The organism is Acidovorax sp. FG48 (assembly GCF_057809085.1).
Window position 1 is genome coordinate 1 of record NZ_JBMDJH010000027.1, and the last position, 17,665, is coordinate 17,665.

The 17,665-nt window shown below is 64.5% G+C and carries 18 protein-coding genes; 9 read left to right on the forward strand and 9 right to left on the reverse strand.

Annotation, left to right across the window (positions count from 1 at the left end; translation table 11 throughout):
- Positions 1-119 precede the first annotated feature (119 nt).
- The 5 genes from gltX to folC all read right to left on the reverse strand — a co-directional run bounded on the left by gltX (position 120) and on the right by folC (position 5,981).
- Positions 120-1,541 carry a glutamate--tRNA ligase gene (gltX, locus tag ACODSU_RS23335; protein ID WP_488845223.1) on the reverse strand — a complete coding sequence of 474 codons (1,422 nt, stop codon included), beginning with the start codon at positions 1,539-1,541 and terminating at the stop codon, positions 120-122.
- Positions 1,542-1,685: 144 nt separating this feature from the next.
- Positions 1,686-3,191 carry an amidophosphoribosyltransferase gene (purF, locus tag ACODSU_RS23340; RefSeq protein ID WP_060986307.1) on the reverse strand — a complete coding sequence of 502 codons (1,506 nt, stop codon included), beginning with the start codon at positions 3,189-3,191 and terminating at the stop codon, positions 1,686-1,688.
- A 79-nt stretch (positions 3,192-3,270) separates the two neighbouring features.
- Positions 3,271-3,759, reverse strand: a complete 489-nt coding sequence (locus tag ACODSU_RS23345; protein WP_488845225.1) for a CvpA family protein — start codon at positions 3,757-3,759, stop codon at positions 3,271-3,273.
- Positions 3,760-3,784: 25 nt separating this feature from the next.
- Positions 3,785-4,633: an SPOR domain-containing protein gene (locus tag ACODSU_RS23350; RefSeq protein ID WP_488845227.1), complete on the reverse strand. Its 849-nt coding sequence runs from the start codon at positions 4,631-4,633 to the stop codon at positions 3,785-3,787.
- A 22-nt stretch (positions 4,634-4,655) separates the two neighbouring features.
- Positions 4,656-5,981: a bifunctional tetrahydrofolate synthase/dihydrofolate synthase gene (gene folC / locus ACODSU_RS23355; RefSeq protein ID WP_488845229.1), complete on the reverse strand. Its 1,326-nt coding sequence runs from the start codon at positions 5,979-5,981 to the stop codon at positions 4,656-4,658.
- Positions 5,982-6,042: 61 nt separating this feature from the next.
- Between folC and ACODSU_RS23360 the strand changes: the two genes are divergently transcribed.
- The 4 genes from ACODSU_RS23360 to argG all read left to right on the forward strand — a co-directional run bounded on the left by ACODSU_RS23360 (position 6,043) and on the right by argG (position 9,129).
- Entirely contained in the window at positions 6,043-6,426 is a 384-nt protein-coding gene (locus ACODSU_RS23360) for an arsenate reductase (protein ID WP_488845231.1), read from the forward strand.
- Between the two features lie 135 nt (positions 6,427-6,561).
- The gene (locus tag ACODSU_RS23365; RefSeq protein WP_015014469.1) at positions 6,562-7,224 is read left to right on the forward strand and encodes a glycine zipper 2TM domain-containing protein; all 663 of its coding nucleotides are present in this window, start codon (positions 6,562-6,564) and stop codon (positions 7,222-7,224) included.
- Between the two features lie 164 nt (positions 7,225-7,388).
- Positions 7,389-7,706, forward strand: coding sequence for a pyrimidine/purine nucleoside phosphorylase (ppnP, locus tag ACODSU_RS23370; RefSeq protein ID WP_015014470.1), 318 nt, complete (start codon positions 7,389-7,391; stop codon positions 7,704-7,706).
- An 85-nt stretch (positions 7,707-7,791) separates the two neighbouring features.
- Complete coding sequence (argG, locus tag ACODSU_RS23375; RefSeq protein WP_110961285.1) at positions 7,792-9,129, forward strand: argininosuccinate synthase; 1,338 nt, start codon at positions 7,792-7,794, stop codon at positions 9,127-9,129.
- A 223-nt stretch (positions 9,130-9,352) separates the two neighbouring features.
- On the opposite strand, the gene murB is transcribed toward argG, so the two are convergent.
- The gene (gene murB / locus ACODSU_RS23380) at positions 9,353-10,426 is read right to left on the reverse strand and encodes a UDP-N-acetylmuramate dehydrogenase (protein ID WP_343734723.1); all 1,074 of its coding nucleotides are present in this window, start codon (positions 10,424-10,426) and stop codon (positions 9,353-9,355) included.
- 75 nt (positions 10,427-10,501) lie between these two features.
- Here murB and ACODSU_RS23385 point away from each other — a divergent pair, with 75 nt between their 5' ends.
- From ACODSU_RS23385 to ACODSU_RS23395, 3 genes are read left to right on the forward strand one after another with little or no spacing between them, the layout of a single operon-like run.
- Positions 10,502-10,987, forward strand: a complete 486-nt coding sequence (locus ACODSU_RS23385) for a YajQ family cyclic di-GMP-binding protein (RefSeq protein ID WP_015014473.1) — start codon at positions 10,502-10,504, stop codon at positions 10,985-10,987.
- Between the two features lies 1 nt (position 10,988).
- A complete protein-coding gene (locus ACODSU_RS23390; protein ID WP_488845235.1) occupies positions 10,989-11,690 on the forward strand; it encodes a retropepsin-like aspartic protease family protein in 702 nt (233 codons plus the stop codon).
- A 16-nt stretch (positions 11,691-11,706) separates the two neighbouring features.
- Positions 11,707-12,726: an HD-GYP domain-containing protein gene (locus tag ACODSU_RS23395; protein ID WP_488845237.1), complete on the forward strand. Its 1,020-nt coding sequence runs from the start codon at positions 11,707-11,709 to the stop codon at positions 12,724-12,726.
- Positions 12,727-12,764: 38 nt separating this feature from the next.
- Here the strand turns inward: ACODSU_RS23395 and plsY are convergent, their stop codons facing one another.
- The 3 genes from plsY to ACODSU_RS23410 form a co-directional block, all read right to left on the reverse strand.
- Positions 12,765-13,457 (reverse strand): glycerol-3-phosphate 1-O-acyltransferase PlsY, encoded by a 693-nt coding sequence (plsY, locus tag ACODSU_RS23400; RefSeq protein WP_488845239.1) that lies wholly within the window; start codon positions 13,455-13,457, stop codon positions 12,765-12,767.
- Positions 13,458-13,514: 57 nt separating this feature from the next.
- Positions 13,515-14,006 (reverse strand): aminoacyl-tRNA deacylase, encoded by a 492-nt coding sequence (locus ACODSU_RS23405; RefSeq protein WP_056063754.1) that lies wholly within the window; start codon positions 14,004-14,006, stop codon positions 13,515-13,517.
- 71 nt (positions 14,007-14,077) lie between these two features.
- Entirely contained in the window at positions 14,078-15,037 is a 960-nt protein-coding gene (locus tag ACODSU_RS23410; RefSeq protein WP_488845241.1) for a LysR family transcriptional regulator, read from the reverse strand.
- Between the two features lie 177 nt (positions 15,038-15,214).
- Here ACODSU_RS23410 and ACODSU_RS23415 point away from each other — a divergent pair, with 177 nt between their 5' ends.
- Together ACODSU_RS23415 and ACODSU_RS23420 are read left to right on the forward strand one after the other, a co-directional pair.
- On the forward strand, positions 15,215-16,213 hold the full coding sequence (locus ACODSU_RS23415) for a Bug family tripartite tricarboxylate transporter substrate binding protein (RefSeq protein ID WP_488845243.1): 999 nt from the start codon (positions 15,215-15,217) through the stop codon (positions 16,211-16,213).
- A gap of 25 nt (positions 16,214-16,238) precedes the next feature.
- The gene (locus tag ACODSU_RS23420; RefSeq protein ID WP_488845245.1) at positions 16,239-17,663 is read left to right on the forward strand and encodes a M20 family metallopeptidase; all 1,425 of its coding nucleotides are present in this window, start codon (positions 16,239-16,241) and stop codon (positions 17,661-17,663) included.
- Positions 17,664-17,665: the final 2 nt, after the last annotated feature.

Sequence of the window (17,665 nt, forward strand, 5' to 3'; positions counted from 1 at the left end):
ACCGATGACCTCTTGCATGCCATGCAAGCGCTCTCCCAGCTGAGCTATACCCCCACTAAATGACTTCAAACGCTTAGTATTTGTTGTCATCACCTGAGCCTTGAATTATAGACAGATTTTTAGCGGTTTCGCAAACGCGCTACAACTTTTTCACGTCCGACCAATTCCAGCACGGCATCGACCGATGGCGTGTGGGCGGTACCAACCGTCAACACGCGCGCAGGCATGGCCAGTTGGGGCATCTTCAGACCTTGGGCAGCCAGCACTTGCTTGAACGCTGCGCTGATGGAAGCCTTTTCCCATTCACACGCAGACAGCGCATCGGCCAGCGCGTCCAGAGCCGGTGCAATGGCATCGGTGACATGCTGCGCGCGCTCAGCATCCACGGGCGACACATCGTCATAAAAAACCTGCGCCCAGTGGGCGAGCGCAACGGTGGTGTCGCACCGGTCTTTGAACAGTGCGCAGATGCGGGGCAGACGCCCATCGGCCAGCGCCTCCGCCGAAACACCACGCGCCTGCAATTGCGGAGCCACCAGCGCCGCCAAAGCATCGTCTGCCATGGCTTTCAGATGCTGGGCATTCACCCAGCGCAGCTTGGCTTCATCGAACTGCGCCGCGCTGCGGCCCAGATGGTCGAGGTTGAACCACTGCAGGAACTGCTCACGGCTGAAGATCTCATCGTCGCCATGACTCCAACCCAGACGCGCGAGGTAGTTCACCATGGCGTCGGGCAGATAACCTTCATCGCGGTACTGCGTCACAGGCTTGGCCCCATTGCGCTTGCTCATCTTCTCGCCCTGCTCGTTCAGCACGGTAGGCAGGTGGGCATAGACCGGAGGTTCCTTGCCCAGGGCGCGGAAGATGTTGATCTGGCGTGGAGTGTTGTTCACGTGGTCGTCGCCACGGATCACATGCGTGATCGCCATGTCGATATCGTCCACCACCACGCAGAAGTTGTAGGTGGGCGTGCCATCGGGCCGCGCGATGACCAGGTCATCCAGCTCATCGTTGCTGATCTCGATGCGGCCCTTGACCTTGTCGTCCCAGGCCACCACCCCGCCCTGCGGGTTCTTGAAGCGCAGCACCGGCTGCACGCCTTCCGGAATGGCAGGCAGAGTCTTGCCAGCCTCAGGGCGCCAAGTGCCGTCGTAGCGCGGCTTCTCCTTAGCAACCATCTGCCGCTCGCGCAGCGCATCCAGCTCGGCCACGCTCATGTAGCAGGGATACACATGACCGGCAGCCTGCAACTCTGCCAGAACCGCCTTGTAACGATCCATGCGCTGCATCTGATAGAACGGGCCTTCATCGTGGTTCAGGCCCAACCAGGCCATGCCCTCGATGATGACGTCCACCGCCGCCTGGCTGGAACGCTCCAGGTCGGTATCTTCAATGCGCAGAATGAAGTCACCGCCCGTGGCGCGAGCGAATGCCCAAGGGTACAAGGCCGAGCGGATGTTGCCCAGGTGGATGAAGCCAGTGGGAGATGGCGCGAAGCGGGTGCGTACGCGGCCCGTGCTGGAAGCAGTGGTTTCAGTCATAAAAATCAATGCTGGCCCTCAACGGGGCCAGTTCTCAAGTGAGGTCAATCCATCGGGCGCAGTCAATACTGAAACAGCATCGCCCGCTTTGCCGAAAGTCCAGCATCGCTTGCGATGGCCCTGAGGGGCTGCGCAAGCCCTTGGCTACGCTTCTTGCGCGTTGGGCAAAGCAAGGCGCGAGGTGTCTTCCTCGCCTTCTTCCGCACCCACGCGTCCTTCATTCAGGCTGGCAATCCCTTCCGCCGTGATGTCGCCAGTCACGTACACGCCGTCAAAGCACGAGGCATCGAAGCCGACGATAGCGCTGTTGAGCGCACCCACGGCCTTCTTCATGCCATCCACGTCCTGGTAGATGAGAGCGTCGCAGCCGATGGCCTGGCGAATTTCTTCGACCGTGCGGCCATGGGCCACCAGTTCGCTGCTGGTGGGCATGTCGATGCCATACACATTGGGATAGCGCACAGGCGGCGCGGCACTGGCCAGGTACACCTTGCGGGCTCCCGCATCGCGCGCCATCTGCACGATCTCGCGGCTGGTGGTGCCGCGAACGATGGAATCATCCACCAGCAACACGTTGCGGCCTTTGAATTCGCTGCCAATGACATTGAGCTTCTGGCGCACCGACTTCTTGCGCACGCCCTGCCCCGGCATGATGAAGGTACGACCCACATAACGGTTCTTGACGAAGCCTTCGCGGTACGGGACGCCGAGCAGGTGCGCCAGTTGCGTAGCGCTGGGGCGGCTGGACTCGGGGATGGGAATGATCACATCGATCTCATTGGGCGGCACCGTGGACACCACGCGTTTGGCCAATGCTTCACCCAGATTCAGACGCGCCTGATAGACCGAGATGCCGTCCAACACCGAATCAGGCCGCGCGAGGTACACAAACTCAAAGATGCATGGATTGAGCTGCGGATTCTCTGCGCATTGGCTGGCGTGAACCTGGCCATCGAGCGTGATGAAAATCGCTTCGCCGGGGTTGATATTGCGCTCGAACACATGGGAGGTGCCTTCCAGCGCCACCGACTCGCTACCCACCATCACGGTGCCGTCCTGGCTGCGGCCCATGGCCAAAGGGCGAATGCCATGCGGGTCGCGGAATGCCAGCAGGCCGTGGCCTGCGATCAGCGCGATCACAGCATACGAACCCTTGATGCGCTTGTGCACCGCACGCACGGCCGTGAAAACATCCTCGGGCTGCAGAGGCACGCCGCGCGTGGCTCGTTCGAGCTCGTGCGCAAACACGTTCAGCAGGACTTCCGAGTCACTCTCCGTGTTCGTGTGGCGGTGGTCTGTCTGGAACAGCTCGGTGCGGAGTTCACGGGCGTTCGTCAGATTGCCGTTGTGCACCAGCACGATGCCGAACGGGGCGTTGACGTAAAACGGCTGGGCCTCTTCTTCGCTGTAGGCGTTGCCGGCGGTGGGGTAGCGCACCTGGCCCAGACCCACGTTGCCCGGCAGAGCACGCATGTTGCGCGTGCGAAAAACGTCGCGCACCATGCCCTTGGCCTTGTGCATGAAGAATTTGCGGCCCTGCTGGGTCACGATGCCAGCAGCATCCTGGCCACGATGCTGCAGGAGCAGCAAAGCGTCATAGATCAGCTGATTGACGGGCGCAGGACTGACGACGCCGACGATTCCACACATAGTTGTATTCCATCCGTTTGCGGGAACAGCCCCGCGGTCATCCAACGGCAGCAGCTTCTGACCGCTGCCGCTTCGATCCTCACGAAGGCAGATGCCTTCCAAATTCGTCCGGCAGCGCCGGTTTCAACCCCTTGAGCACCTCGGTCAAGACCGGTGCACCCTGCGACTCCTGCCACCACTGTGCCTCGTGCACGGGGGTGATACCCGCCACCACAGCCACCGCCAGCAACAAAACGAGGCCGCGCAACACACCAAAAACAGCGCCCAAGGTGCGGTCTGCCGGGCGTAACCCCACAGCCTCCACCAGCTTCTTGGCCACCCAGGCCAGAAAACCACAGGCAAAAACCGAAGCCACAAACACCACCACGAAGCCGGCGGCGTATCGCAACGACTCACCCGACCCACCCATGGGCAACAAGGCCGCCGCATCGGCCGCAAACCATTGCGCCACAAAAAATGAGGCCACCCAACCCAATACCGACAACACCTCAAACACCAGACCGCGCCACGCACCAATCAGCATGGAGGCCAGCAACACGGCCACAAACACCCAATCCAGCGCGGCCATGGATAAATGGCAGTCCGACTAACGGTTACAGGGTGAGCACCGAAGCCGACAGGTCCAGCGCCTTGATGCGCGCCGCCGCCTTGTCTGCCTCTGCCCGATTGGTGAACGGGCCCACGCGCACACGGGTGCGCTTTCCATCCTTCGTGTCCACCACCTGCGTATAGGTCTTGAGACCCGCCCGCTCCACCTTGGTACGTGCTTCTCGGGCCTTTTCGGCATCAGCGAAGGCACCTACCTGAACAATGAAGCGCGCCTCCTCGGCACCGGCAGCGGCGGGCGCCTCGGTGCTGCGGCCTTCCAGCAAGGCTCGGGCACGTGCCGAATCATCAGCCCGTGCAGGCTTGGGCTCTGGGGCGGGAGACGGCGCGGGAGCTGAGGGCGGCTTGGCTTCGTGTTTCACCTCAGGCTTGGCGGCTGCAGGTGCAGCTGCCGGAGGAGGAGTGGGTTTGGAGGGAGCCGGGCGAGCACTCGGCACCAGTTCTTCACCGTCCGCCAGACCATTGGCAGCGGCAGTGCGCGAAGGCGCAGGCCGCTGCGCCGCAGCCGTCGGGGCAGGCTCCGGGGTGGCTGGGGCTGCGGGCTTGGCGGCAGGTGCATCGGCCACCGGCGCGGGCACCACCAGGGGCGCTACCTTGTTGCGGTCCGGAATCTCGATGGGGATGTCCACCGGAATGGGCCGTGGCTGGGTATCAAACAGCAGAGGAAACCCAATGACCCCCACCAGCACCAGCACTGCGGCGCCAATCAAACGGTGCCGGGCGCGGCGGCGCATCACTTCGATGCTCTCAGCCTGGGGTGTGCGCGAGCGCTTGGATGGCTTTTCAGCCTGTTGCTGCTCACCCTGACCGGGCCACCGGAACTTGAAAAATGCCATGGACTAAGGACTCGTGAGGCGCTCAGGCGCCCAGATGTTTGGCGTGCAAGCGAGGTGTTCCGTTGATCAACACTCCACCCACCGTATAGAACGAGCCAAAGACCACAATTCTATCAGCGGGGTCTGCGGCGGCCACCGCCGCCTGCAGGGCCTGCAGCGGGTCGGCATGCAAGCTGGAGGTGACGTCTCGGCGACCGCCCGCCACCATGTGCACAGCATTCCACTTCTGTTGCAACACGGCAGCCGACTCTGCGCGCGGCGTGGGAAGGTCGGTGAAATACCAGCGGTCCACCAAAGGCCCGACCTTGGCCAGCATGGGCGTCAGGTCCTTGTCCGCCATGGCGCCAAACACCGCGTGGGTGGTGGGAAAGAACCCCATCGCATCCAGATTGGCCGTGAGCGCGGCCACGGAGTGCGGGTTGTGCGCCACGTCCAGCACCAGGGTCGGTTGCCCCGGCACGATCTGGAAGCGCCCCGGCAACTCCACCATGGCCATGCCGTTGCGCACAGCCTGGGCAGTCACAGGCAGCCGCTCACGCAATGCCTCGAAAGCCGCCAGCACGCCCGAGGCGTTCACCAGCTGGTTGGCCCCCCGCAGGGACGGATAAGCCAGCCCGGCATAGCGCCGCCCGCGGCCAGCCCAGTTCCACTGCTGCTTGTCACCCGAGAAATTGAAATCGCGCCCAAAACTCCACAAATCGGCGCCGATCTCTCTCGCGCGGTCCACCACACTCTGCGGGGCCATGGGGTCGCTCACGATGGCTGGGCGCCCCGTGCGCATGATGCCCGCCTTCTCGCGGCCAATGCTCTCGCGGTCCGGGCCCAGAAACTCTGTGTGGTCGATGTCGATGCTGGTGATGATGGCGCAATCGGTGTCGATCACGTTCGTGGCATCCAGGCGTCCTCCGAGGCCGACTTCGAGAATCGCCACATCCAGCAAGGCATGGCTCATCAAGCGCAGGATGGCCAGGGTGGTGAACTCAAAATACGTGAGCGAGACCTCATTGCCGTTCTGGATTCTGGCGGCCTCCACTGCCTCAAAATGCGGCACCAAATCGGCCGCCGAGACGATTTCTCCATGCACACGGCAGCGCTCTTCAAAGTGCACCAGATGCGGTGAGGTATACACGCCGGTGCGATAACCTGCCTGCAGCGCCACCGCCTCCAGCATGGCGCAGGTCGATCCTTTGCCGTTGGTGCCCGCCACCGTGATCACCGGGCACTCGAACCGCAGTGCCATGCGGCGGGCGACTTCCGCGACCCGGTCCAGGCCCATGTCGATATTGCGGGGGTGCAGCTGCTCGCAGTGGCGCAGCCAGCCTTCCAGGGTGTGGGGTTTGGTTTGCATACAGCCCGGGATTGTCGCCGAGCCCGCATTCACCCCGGCAATTTCGAGGATGATGCGCGGCATGAGCACCGTCATCACCGTCTACGGTATCCCCAACTGCGATACCGTCAAAAAATCCCGCGCCTGGTTTGCCGAGCAGGGGCTGGATATCCAGTTTCATGATTTCAAGAAGCAAGGCGTTCCCGCCGACCTGCTCCCTGGCTGGCTGAAGGCAGTCGGCTGGCAAAAGCTGGTCAATCGCCAGGGGACCACCTGGCGCAAGCTGGACGCAGCCACCCAGGCATCGGTGCAGGACGACGCGAGCGCCAGCGCATTGGTGCAGCAACAACCCAGCGTGATCAAGCGCCCCGTGGTGCAGTGGCAGGACGCCCAAGGTCTGCATGTCACGGTCGGATTTGTGCCGGACCAGTGGCCCGCCGGGCTCAATCGCGCATCCAAAGGCTGACTTCGGACGAGGAACGCGGGAAAATCGCACAAATCTTTACGCAGATTTACGGCGTCCGGGCCCCGAATTGACCTTGCGGGCCTAAACTTTTCTTCAGTCTGGTGCGTTATGTACCGACCCGAAAGGAGTTTCTCCATGAAAAAGATCGTGATTTTTTCTGCCCTGGCTGCCGTCGCCGTCGTGGCCAGCGCTCAGGAACAAGGCCGTGTCCTGTCTGCCACGCCCATCATTCAGCAGGTCGGCGTTCCGCAGCAGGTGTGTGGCAATGAGACCGTGTACAGCGGCAACCGCACGACGGGCGCTGGCGCAGTGATCGGCGCCATTGCCGGTGGCGCAGTGGGCAACACCATCGGCAAGGGCAGCGGCCGCGCCGCAGCCACCGCTATCGGGGTGCTGGGAGGAGCCGTGGTGGGTAACCAGATCGAGGGCAACGGCCAGCCGCAATACCAAAACGTGCAGCGCTGCACCACCGAGACCTACTACGAAAACCGCACCGTGGGCTACAACGTAGTGTATGAATACGCAGGCCGCCAGTACACCACCCGTACTCAGAACGATCCAGGCCGCTGGATCCCCGTGAACGTGCAGCCCGCTGGCCAGACCTATTCCACACAGCCTGACCCGTATGCCGCCCAGGGCGTGTACAGCCAGCCAGGTGTGGTGACCTCCACCTACCCTGTGCAGCCGGTGTACCAGGCGCCCCCCACCTATGTGACGCCTCCGGTGACGGTGATTGAGTATGGCTACGACAGCGGTCGCCCCTACTACCCGCACCACCGCAACCCCTACTGGCGTTGAGCGCAGGCAGCCAAGCTGCGCAGCCCAGTGAACCAAGAGCCCTTCGGGGCTCTTTTTCTTGGTGCGTGCGGTCACGTGCGCGGATTTCGTGGCAGCGCGCCGTCCGGGGCATCAGCACCCTGCCCTAAAATCTCGGGTTTCCTCCATTCCTACCCGCGCATTCCATGACCACCGAAAAAATCGACGGCGTGTCCGTCACCACCCAGGCCAATGTGTACTTTGACGGCAAGTGCGTGAGCCACGGCATCACCTTCCCGGACGGCACGAAGAAATCGGTGGGCGTGGTGCTGCCCGCTACGCTCACGTTCAACACCGGCGCGCCTGAAATCATGGAATGTGTCGCAGGCTCGTGCGAATACAAGCTGGCAGGCACCGATGCATGGGTGAAATCGTCTGCAGGTGAAAAGTTCAGCGTGCCTGGCAACTCCAAGTTCGACATCCGCGTGACAGAGGCCTACCACTACATCTGCCATTTCGGCTGAGATGCTCGGGCTGAAATTTGATTGATTTTGGCCTCTAGCGCAATTCCACACTGCGCTGGCAGCTATCATTTTTAAAGAAAACTCCATGGCAACCATCCTCCAGAACCTCCCCCTCGGCCAGAAGGTCGGCATCGCGTTTTCCGGCGGCCTGGACACCAGCGCCGCGCTGCGCTGGATGAAGAACAAGGGCGCCCTGCCCTACGCCTACACGGCCAACCTGGGCCAGCCCGACGAGCCCGACTACGACGCGATTCCGCGCAAGGCCATGGAATACGGCGCCGAGAAGGCCCGCCTGATCGACTGCCGCACGCAGCTCGCCCACGAAGGCATCGCCGCGCTGCAGGCCGGCGCTTTCCACGTGCGCACCGCCGGTGCCACCTACTTCAACACCACGCCCCTGGGCCGCGCCGTGACCGGCACCATGCTGGTGGCCGCGATGAAGGAAGACGACGTCAACATCTGGGGCGACGGCTCGACCTTCAAGGGCAACGACATCGAGCGCTTCTACCGCTACGGCCTGCTGACCAACCCGTCCCTCAAGATCTACAAGCCTTGGCTCGACCAGCTGTTCATCGACGAACTGGGCGGCCGCGCCGAAATGTCGGCCTTCATGACGAAGGAAGGCTTCGGCTACAAGATGAGCGCCGAAAAGGCCTACAGCACCGACAGCAACATGCTGGGCGCCACGCACGAGGCGAAAGACCTGGAGTTCCTCAACAGCGGCATCCGCATCGTGAACCCCATCATGGGCGTCGCCTTCTGGAAGGATGACGTGGTCGTCAAGGCCGAGGAAGTCTCGGTGCGCTTCGAAGAAGGCCAGCCCGTGGCCCTGAATGGCGTCGAGTTCAACGACCCGGTAGAGCTGTTCCTGGAGGCCAACCGCATCGGCGGCCGCCATGGTCTGGGCATGTGCGACCAGATCGAGAACCGCATCATCGAAGCCAAGAGCCGCGGCATCTACGAGGCCCCCGGCCTGGCGCTGCTGCACATTGCCTACGAGCGCCTGGTGAGTGGTATCCACAACGAAGACACCATCGAGCAGTACCGCATGAACGGCCTGAAGCTGGGCCGTCTGCTGTACCAAGGCCGCTGGTTCGACCCCCAGGCGATCATGCTGCGCGAAACCGCCCAGCGCTGGGTGGCGCGCGCCGTGACCGGCACCGTGACGCTGGAGCTGCGCCGCGGCAACGACTATTCCATCCTCAACACCGAGTCGCCCAACCTCACCTACGCGCCCGAACGTCTGTCGATGGAAAAGGTGGAAGACGCGCCGTTCAGCCCGCTGGACCGCATCGGCCAGCTGACCATGCGCAACCTGGACATCGTGGACACGCGCGACAAGCTGGGCGTGTACTCGCGCGCTGGCCTGCTGTCGCTGGGAGGCAATGCCGCCCTGGCCCAGCTGGAAAACGACCGCAAGTAAGCCCTGCAGAAGCCCCCAACTGCCAGAAGCCTCCCGGGTGCCGCCGGGAGCGCCTTGGCAGTTCCTTGGGGATAAAAATGGCTGGTAGCGCAAGTGCAATATGCCTGAGCAGCTATCAATCAATGAGTAAAGCCACCCCATGGGGTGGCTTTTTCATTGCCGCATCAGAGCAGGCGCTACACATGCACGCCCGAGGCACAGGGGCCGCAAAACACTTCGCGCGCTACACCACCACCGGCTCGGGCTCCAGCCGGATGCCAAAGCGCTCGTACACGCTGGTCTGGATGGCCTTGGCCAGGGTCATCACCTCGCCCCCCGTCACACTCTCGGCCCCCCGCCCCCGGTTGACCAGAACCAGGGCCTGCTTTTCGTACACCCCGGCCTTGCCGATGGATTTGCCCTTCCAGCCACAGGCATCGATCAGCCAGCCCGCCGCCAGCTTGATGCTGCCGTCCGGCATCGGGTAATGCACGATCTTGGGCTCGCGGGCGATGATGTCGGCGCACTGGTCGGGCGACACAGTAGGGTTCTTGAAGAAGCTACCGGCGTTGCCCACCACGGCAGGGTCGGGCAGCTTGGCGCGGCGAATGTCGCAGATCCAGTCAAAAATCTGCTCGGCACTGGGGTGCTCCACCCCGGCCTCGGCGCGGCGGCGCTCCAGGTCCAGGTAGCCCAGCACCGGCTTCCAGGGTTTGGGCAGGCGAAAGCGCACGTGGGTGATCACCGCCCGGCCAGCCAGCCCCATGCCGCGCGGCAGCCCGCTGCCGTCCTGCGCCTCAGAAGGGGCGTGCTTGAAGACCGAATCGCGATAACCGAAGCCGCATTGCGCGGCATCCAGGCTGAACGACTGGCCGGTGGCCAGATCGATGGCGTCGAGCGACTCGAAGCGGTCCTGCAGCTCGACGCCATAGGCGCCAATGTTCTGGACGGGCGATGCCCCGACGGTGCCCGGGATCAGGGCCAGGTTCTCCAGGCCGGGATAGCCGTGCGCCAACGTCCAGGCCACGGCATCGTGCCAGACTTCGCCAGCGCCCGCTTCCACGATCCAGGCCTTGGGCGTTTCCTCGACCAGGCGCAGGCCCTTGATTTCCATCTTGAGCACGACGGGCTTCACATCGCCCGTCAGGATGATGTTGCTGCCCCCGCCCAGCACAAACTTCGGTGTGGGTGCCAGTTCCGGGTCGGCCAGCACAGCCAGCAGGTCATCCACTGAACGCACACGCACCAGGGTCTGGGCGCGTGCAGCAATGCCGAAGGTGTTGCAGGGCTGTAAAGGGGCGTTTTTCTCGACTACCATTGGCCCGATTGTCGCACCCGCCCCTGCCGGCGGCCTGTGAGCCACCTTTGTTTCCCGAGATTGATTGAGACCACCATGCCATCTTTTGACACCGTCTGCGAAGCCAACCTGGTTGAAGTGAAGAACGCCGTCGAGAACACTGCGAAAGAAATCGCCACCCGCTTCGACTTCAAGGGCACTGCCGCCAGCATCGAGATCAAGGACAAGGACATCACGCTGATCGGCGACGCCGATTTCCAGCTCACCCAGATCGAAGACGTGCTGCGCAACAAGCTCACCAAACGGAATGTGGACGTGCGTTTTCTGGACATGGGCGACGTGCAGAAAATGGGCGGCGACAAGGTCAAGCAGGTCATCAAGGTGCGCAACGGCATCGAGAGCGAGCTGGCCAAGAAGATCCAGAAGCTGCTCAAGGAAAGCAAGCTCAAGGTGCAAGGCGCCATCCAGGAAGACAAGGTGCGCGTGACCGGCGCCAAGCGCGACGACCTGCAGGCCGCGATGGCCCTGATCCGCAAGGACGTGACGGACGTACCGCTGTCATTCGACAACTTCCGCGACTGATATGAAGCAACACCCCCCTGAGGCCTTGCGGGCCTTCCCCCCGCTCTCGCAGGGGCTGCGCCGTTATCAGCGCTTCATCGCCCTGTGCATCGGGTTGCTGCTGGCCCCCGCATGGGCGCATGCGCAGGCCGTGGCGCTGGCGGGTGTGCTGGGCAGCAAGGTACTGCTGGTGGTGAACGCCAGCCCGCCCAAGGCTGTGGGCGCGGGGGACGATTTCCAGGGGGTGAAAGTCATCGCTGTCGCCAAGGACGAGGCCACTGTGGAGATCCAGGGCGCGCGGCGCACGCTGCGGCTGGGCGAGGCACCCGTGAGCGTGGGCGGGCGCAGTGGCAGCGGCAAACGCATTCAGCTGGTGGCTGACGGCCGCGGGCATTTTGTGAACAGCGGCACCATCAACGGTCAGGTCATGCAGTACATGGTGGACACCGGGGCCTCCACCGTCGCCATCGGGCGGCCCGATGCGGAGCGCATGGGCCTGAACTACCAAAGCGGCCAGCCGGTGCGCGTGAACACCGCCAATGGTGTCGCCCAGGGCTGGCGCATGAAGCTCGACTCCATCCGCATCGGGGACGTGGAGGTTTTTGGGGTGGAGGCCATCATCACCTCGCAGCCCATGCCTTACGTGCTGCTGGGCAACAGCTTCCTGAACGAGTTCCAGATGACACGCACCAATGACCAGATGGTGCTGGAAAAGCGCCACTGACGCCTGTACACCCGCAATGTCTGCACACCCATCCGCCACCCACGCTCACTCCGAAGGGGAGTACGAGGACCTGCTCAGCCTCTGGTCCGACCTGGAGTCAGCCCTGTCGGTGCTGCTGAGCCGACCGCTGCAGGTGCAGGACTTTCCGGGCAAGGTGCGGCAGTTCGATGCCTGGCTGCAAGACCTGGTGGCGCACGACATCGACGCGGCGCTGTACCTGATGTTCCAGCATGCGTCCACATCGACCGTGGGTTACAGCGCATCGCACGCACTGGTGTGTGGCACGCTGTGCCACATCATGGCGCTGGAGCTCAAGCTGCCGCAGCGCGAGCGGGACAGCCTGGTGCGGGCTGCGCTCACCATGAACATTGGCATGACGGCCCTGCAGGACGAACTGGCCGTGCAGCGCGAACGCCCCACGGCCGAGCAGCAGGAGGCCATCAAGAGCCACCCCGAAGACAGCATGCTGCTGCTGGAGCGCCTGTTCATCAACGATCAACTCTGGCTGGATGTGGTGGGACAACACCATGCCAGCATTGCAGAGCGCGTGCCCCTGGCCCAACAGGAGCCGATCGACCGGCTTACCCGCGTCCTCGGCACCATTGACCGCTATGCCGCCATGATCAGCCCGCGCAAATCCCGCGCCGGGCGCAGCGCCACCGACTCGGTGCGCGCCATCGTGGGACAAGAGGTGGACCAGCGCGACGAGGTCAGCTACACGCTGGTGCGCTCCATCGGCCTGTGCCCCCCGGGCACCTTCGTCAAGCTGGACAACGGCGAGACCGCCATCGTGCTGCGCCGCAGCGACAAGGCCAACCACCCGCTGGTGGCCAGCCTGCTGGACAACACCGGCAACCACCGCAGCCAGCCCAGCCTGTACCAGACCGCCAGCGGCAAGCCCCGCATCCAGTCGGCCCTGGCCCGGTCCGCCGTGAGCCTGGAGCTGAACCACCGTACCATGGTGCGGCTGGGACTGTATGCCGCGCAGCACAGCGCGGGGCTGCGCGGGCTGGTGACGGCGCCCGGCGCGCTCTGACGCGGCAGGGCAAGCGCCCAAGCGGGCGCGTGGCTACATCAGTGCTTGGCCTTAGCCTTGGCTTTCTGTTTTGCTTTGGCGCTCTCTTCACCCTCGACAGGTTTCGCCTTTTTGCTGCCCAGGCGCGATTCTGTGCCCGCAATCAGGCGCTGGATGTTTTCGCGGTGCCGCCAGGCCAGCAGCAGCGCCATCACCACGATCGAGGCGGCAATCGTGCCTTCGGCATACCAGACCACGCCATCCACCAGCAGGTAGTACACCGGAGCAAACGCGGCGGCCACCAGCGAGGCGAGCGACGAGTAGCGGAAGAAGAACGCAATGATGAGCCAGGTGGCCGCCGTGGCCAGACCCAGCCAACCGCTGATGCCCACCAGCACGCCCAGTGCCGTCGCCACGCCCTTGCCGCCCTCAAACCGGAAGAACACTGGCCACAGGTGCCCCAGGAAAGCGGCTAGCCCCACCAGCGCCACGGTGCCGTCTTCGAGCCCATAGGGGTGGCCAAACCACATCACCAGCGCCACGGGCAGCCAGCCCTTCATCGCATCGAGCAGCAGGGTCACGATGGCCGCCGCTTTGCTGCCCGAGCGCAGCACATTGGTGGCTCCGGGGTTCTTGCTGCCATAGGTGCGCGGATCGCTCAGGCCCATGACACGCGTCACGATGACGGCAAACGACAGCGAGCCCAGCAGGTAGGCGGCCACGGTGGCAAGAACGGGATAGACGGCGGTCAAAGCAACTCCTTGGAAATCAAATGGTCAGCCTTCTGACGGGCTGTATCGCGCGGCGGCCTATTCTGCCAGCGCGCACTGCACCGGTTTGGCGCCCAGCAACTGCACACACACCTGCGGGTCCAGCTGCACCAGAAAGCCCCGGCGCCCGCCGTTGATGGCAATGCGGGGCAACGCGAGGATGGTTTCTTCGATGTAAACCGGCATGGTGCGCCGCGTGCCAAACGGAGACGTCCCCCCCACCAGGTAGCCACTGTGCCGGTTGGCGACCTCGGGTGCACAGGGCTCGACCGACTTGGCGCCGATCTGGCGTGCGAGGTTCTTGGTGGAGACCTTGCGGTTGCCATGCATCAGCACCAGGAGCGGCTTGGCGTCCTGGTCCTGCATGACGAGGGTCTTGACCACGGTGAACGGGTCCAGACCCAGCACCTCGGCGCTGTGCATCGCGCCGCCGTGCTCCAGGTACTCATATGGGTGTTCGGTGAACGCCACCTTGTTCGCCTTGAGCAGCTGGGTGGCTTGGGTCTCGGAAACGTGTTCTTTCTTGGCCATGGTGTGGTGCGGATAGGGCACCGATGGTATCCGTATCCAAATGTGAGCGTGCTGGAATCTGCGGCAATGTGTCAGAACACCGAGGCAGGCGCCGGGGTGGCCTTGCGGCGGCGCCCGACCTTGCGCTTGCCGTATTCCTCGATGGCGATCGCCAGCGCTTGCGTGAACTGCTGCACCAGGGCGGACTGGCTACGGCCCTCGGCTGCCAGCACCTGCAGGCGCCGTTGCTGCAGCTGGGTTTCGTCAAATGGCCGGGCAGCCAGCAGGCCCGCCTCCACCCAGCGCGCCGCCGTGAGGTAGCTGGCCAGCACCACGTCCTGCCCGCTCAGCAGCGGCAACAAGGCCGACGAAAAATTGCTCTCCACAGCGGGCACATAGCGCAGGCCCTGCACCGCACAGCTCAGGTCAAACAGCTGCCGCCCTGTGGTGTTGGCGGCGCCCAGCAGCAGCGGGTAGCGCACCACGTCAGCCACGCTCACGCTGCGCTGGCGCGCCAGCGGGTGCTGCGCGGGCATGACGGCGTAAATGGGTGCGATGGCCGAGTGCAGCACCTGCAGGCCCTTCTCGGGTGCCGTGCTGTACTTCAGCGCCAGATCCGCCTCGCCGCGCAGCACCAGGGCCGACACCTCTTGCGGCACGGCCACCTGCAACTGCAGCTGCACCTGTGGGTGCGCCTGCCGAAACCCCGCCATGACCAGCGGCATGAAGGCTGCCGCAAACCCTTCGGTGCAGGCCAGCCGCACCCGCAGGGCACCTTGGGCCGACAGATCCTGCAATTGCTCGACCAGCTCCAGCGCCTGCGCATCGTGTGCACTGGCGTGGGCCAGCAGGCGGGTGCCTGCCTCGGTCAGCGTCATGCCCCGGGCCTGGCGCTCAAACAGCACCACACCCAGGCTGTCTTCCAGCTTGCCCAGCTGCCGGCTCACGGCCGAAGCGGCCACGTGCAGGCGCTGCGCGGCCTGGTTGACGGAGCCGGTGCGCGCCACCTCCAGAAAGTAGCGCAAGGGCAGGCTGAGCAGTGAAATGGCCATGGCTGTTTAAATCACAAAAAGGCAACGGTCAGTTGCCAAATCTCTATTCCAAGCAATGGTAAACCAGCATCCATCTTGCATGGCTTGAGGCTCCAATTCACCCATGCCCTTGCGCGGGCGTCACGTGGCCATTGCTCCCACGCCGCCCGCTGTCGGGGCCCTACCACCGGAGTCCGCATGAAACGCCTTGTTCGAGCCTCGTTCCTGTCTGCCACCCTGGCAGTTCTTGCCGGCCACGCCAGCCTGGCCTGCGCCCAGGCAGCAGCCCCTGCCGACGCCTGGCCCCAGCGCCCCGTGCGCATGGTGGTGCCCTTCCCGCCCGGTGGCGGCACCGACGTGGTGGCACGCGCGCTCGCACAGAAGCTGGCCAGCCGCCTGGGCACGCCGGTGGTGATCGACAACAAGCCGGGTGCCTCCACCATCATCGGCACCGAAGCCGTGGTGCGTGCCGACCCCGACGGCTACACGCTGCTGGTTTCGGGCTCCACCAGCTACACGGTCAACACGGCGCTGCGCAGCAAGCTGCCCTACGACCCTGCCAAGGACCTCGTGCCCGTGGCCACCGTGGCCCGGGCGCCGCTGGTGCTGGTCGTCAGCGCCAGTGCACCCTACAAAGACCTGAATGCGTTGATCGCGGCGGCCAAGGCCAAGCCCAAGAGCATCCACTACGCCACCTTCGGCTCGGGCTCCGGTCCGCACCTGGCAGGCGCGCTGCTGGAGCAGGCGGCTGGGATCCAACTGCAGGACGTGCCTTACCGGGGCAGCAGCCAGTCGCTGATCGCCCTCATGGGCGGTGAAATTCAGTTGGGCATCGACACCGTGGCCGCTGCGGCGCCGCAGGTGAAGGCCGGCAAGCTGCGCGCCCTGGCCATTGCAGGCAAGTCGCGCTCCAGCATGCTGCCGGGGGTGCCCACGGTGGAGGAACTCAAGCTGCCCGACGCCGTGTTCGACGCGTGGTACGCCATCGCCGCCCCCGCCAAGACGCCACCATCCGTCATCCGCAAGCTGGTGACCGAGGTGGAAGCCGTCACCCGCGACAGTGGTCTGCAGGAACAGATGCGCACCCAGGGCATGGAACCCGTGCACCTGGGGCCGGTGGCCACGCGCGCCATGATCGATGACGAAATCGGCCGCTACCGCGCGCTGGCCCACCGCGCCAAGATCGTGGTGGACTGACGAACACCCAACAAGGACCTGCACGATGAACCGCCAACAACTCATTCAAGACGTCCAGCGCTACTTTGACGATGGCCGCTTCGCCACCGACCTGCGCCGCCGTGTGGCCTGGCGCACCGAAAGCGACACTGGCAAGGTGCCGCCCGAACTGCACACCTACCTCACCGACGAAATGGTGCCCTGGCTCGCGCCCCTGGGTTTTGAATGCGAGGTGCTCGACAACCCGTCGCCACAAGGCGGCCCCTTCTTAGTGGCCCGCCGCGTGGAAGACCCTGCGCTGCCCACCGTGCTCACCTACGGCCACGGCGATGTGGTCAACGGGCAGGACGCGCAATGGCGCGAGGGCCTCGCGCCCTGGGAGCTCACCATCGAAGGCGAGCGCTGGTATGGCCGAGGCACGGCCGACAACAAAGGCCAGCACACCGTGAGCCTGGCCGCACTCGCCCACACCATCGAGGCCCGGGGCGGCCGCCTGGGGTACAACGTGACGCTGCTCATGGAGATGGGCGAAGAGGCGGGTTCGCCCGGCCTGGCCGCCTTCTGCGAGCGGCACAGCGACGCGCTGAGGGCCGACCTTTTTTTGGCCAGCGACGGCCCCCGCGTGAACGCGGGCCACCCCACCCTCTTCCTGGGCTCACGCGGAGCCATCAACTTCTCACTCGCGGTGCGCAGCCGCGACAAGGCCTATCACTCGGGCAACTGGGGCGGCGTGCTGGCCAACCCGGCCACCGTGCTCACGCACGCCCTGGCCACGCTGGTGGACGCGAAGGGCCGCATCCTCGTCAAAGGCCTGCTGCCGCCTGCGGTGCCCGACAAGCTGCGCACTGCCCTCAAGGACGTGGTGATTGGCACCGGCGCCGATGACCCCGCGCTCACCCCCGGCTGGGGCGAGCCCGGCCTCACCCCCGCAGAACAGCTGGTGGGCTGGAACACGCTGGAGGTGCTGGCGCTGGGCGCGGGCAACGCGCAGCGGCCCATCAACGCCATCCCCGCGCAGGCCGTAGCGCACTGCCAGCTGCGCTTTGTGGTGGGCACCGATTGGCAGAACGTGCAGGCCACGCTGCGCGAACACCTGGATGCGCATGGCTTCAACCAGGTCGAAATCACCATGGGCATGCACTGCGGCGCCACGCGGCTCGATCTGCACAACCCCTGGGTGGACTGGACGATGGCCTCGCTGCAGGCCAGCGCAGGCCAGCCCGCCACGCTGCTGCCCAACCTGGCAGGCTCGCTGCCCAACGACATCTTTGCCGACCAGCTGGGTCTGCCCACGCTGTGGGTGCCGCACTCGTACCCCGCCTGCGCCCAGCATGCGCCCAACGAACATTTGCTTGCGCCCGTGGCACGAGAAGGTCTGGCGGTGATGGCCGGGCTGTTCTGGGACCTGGGTGAGCCCCAAGGGACACCGTGGACTGAAGGGCGCACCACCCGGCAGGAGGCAACTGCCTGACA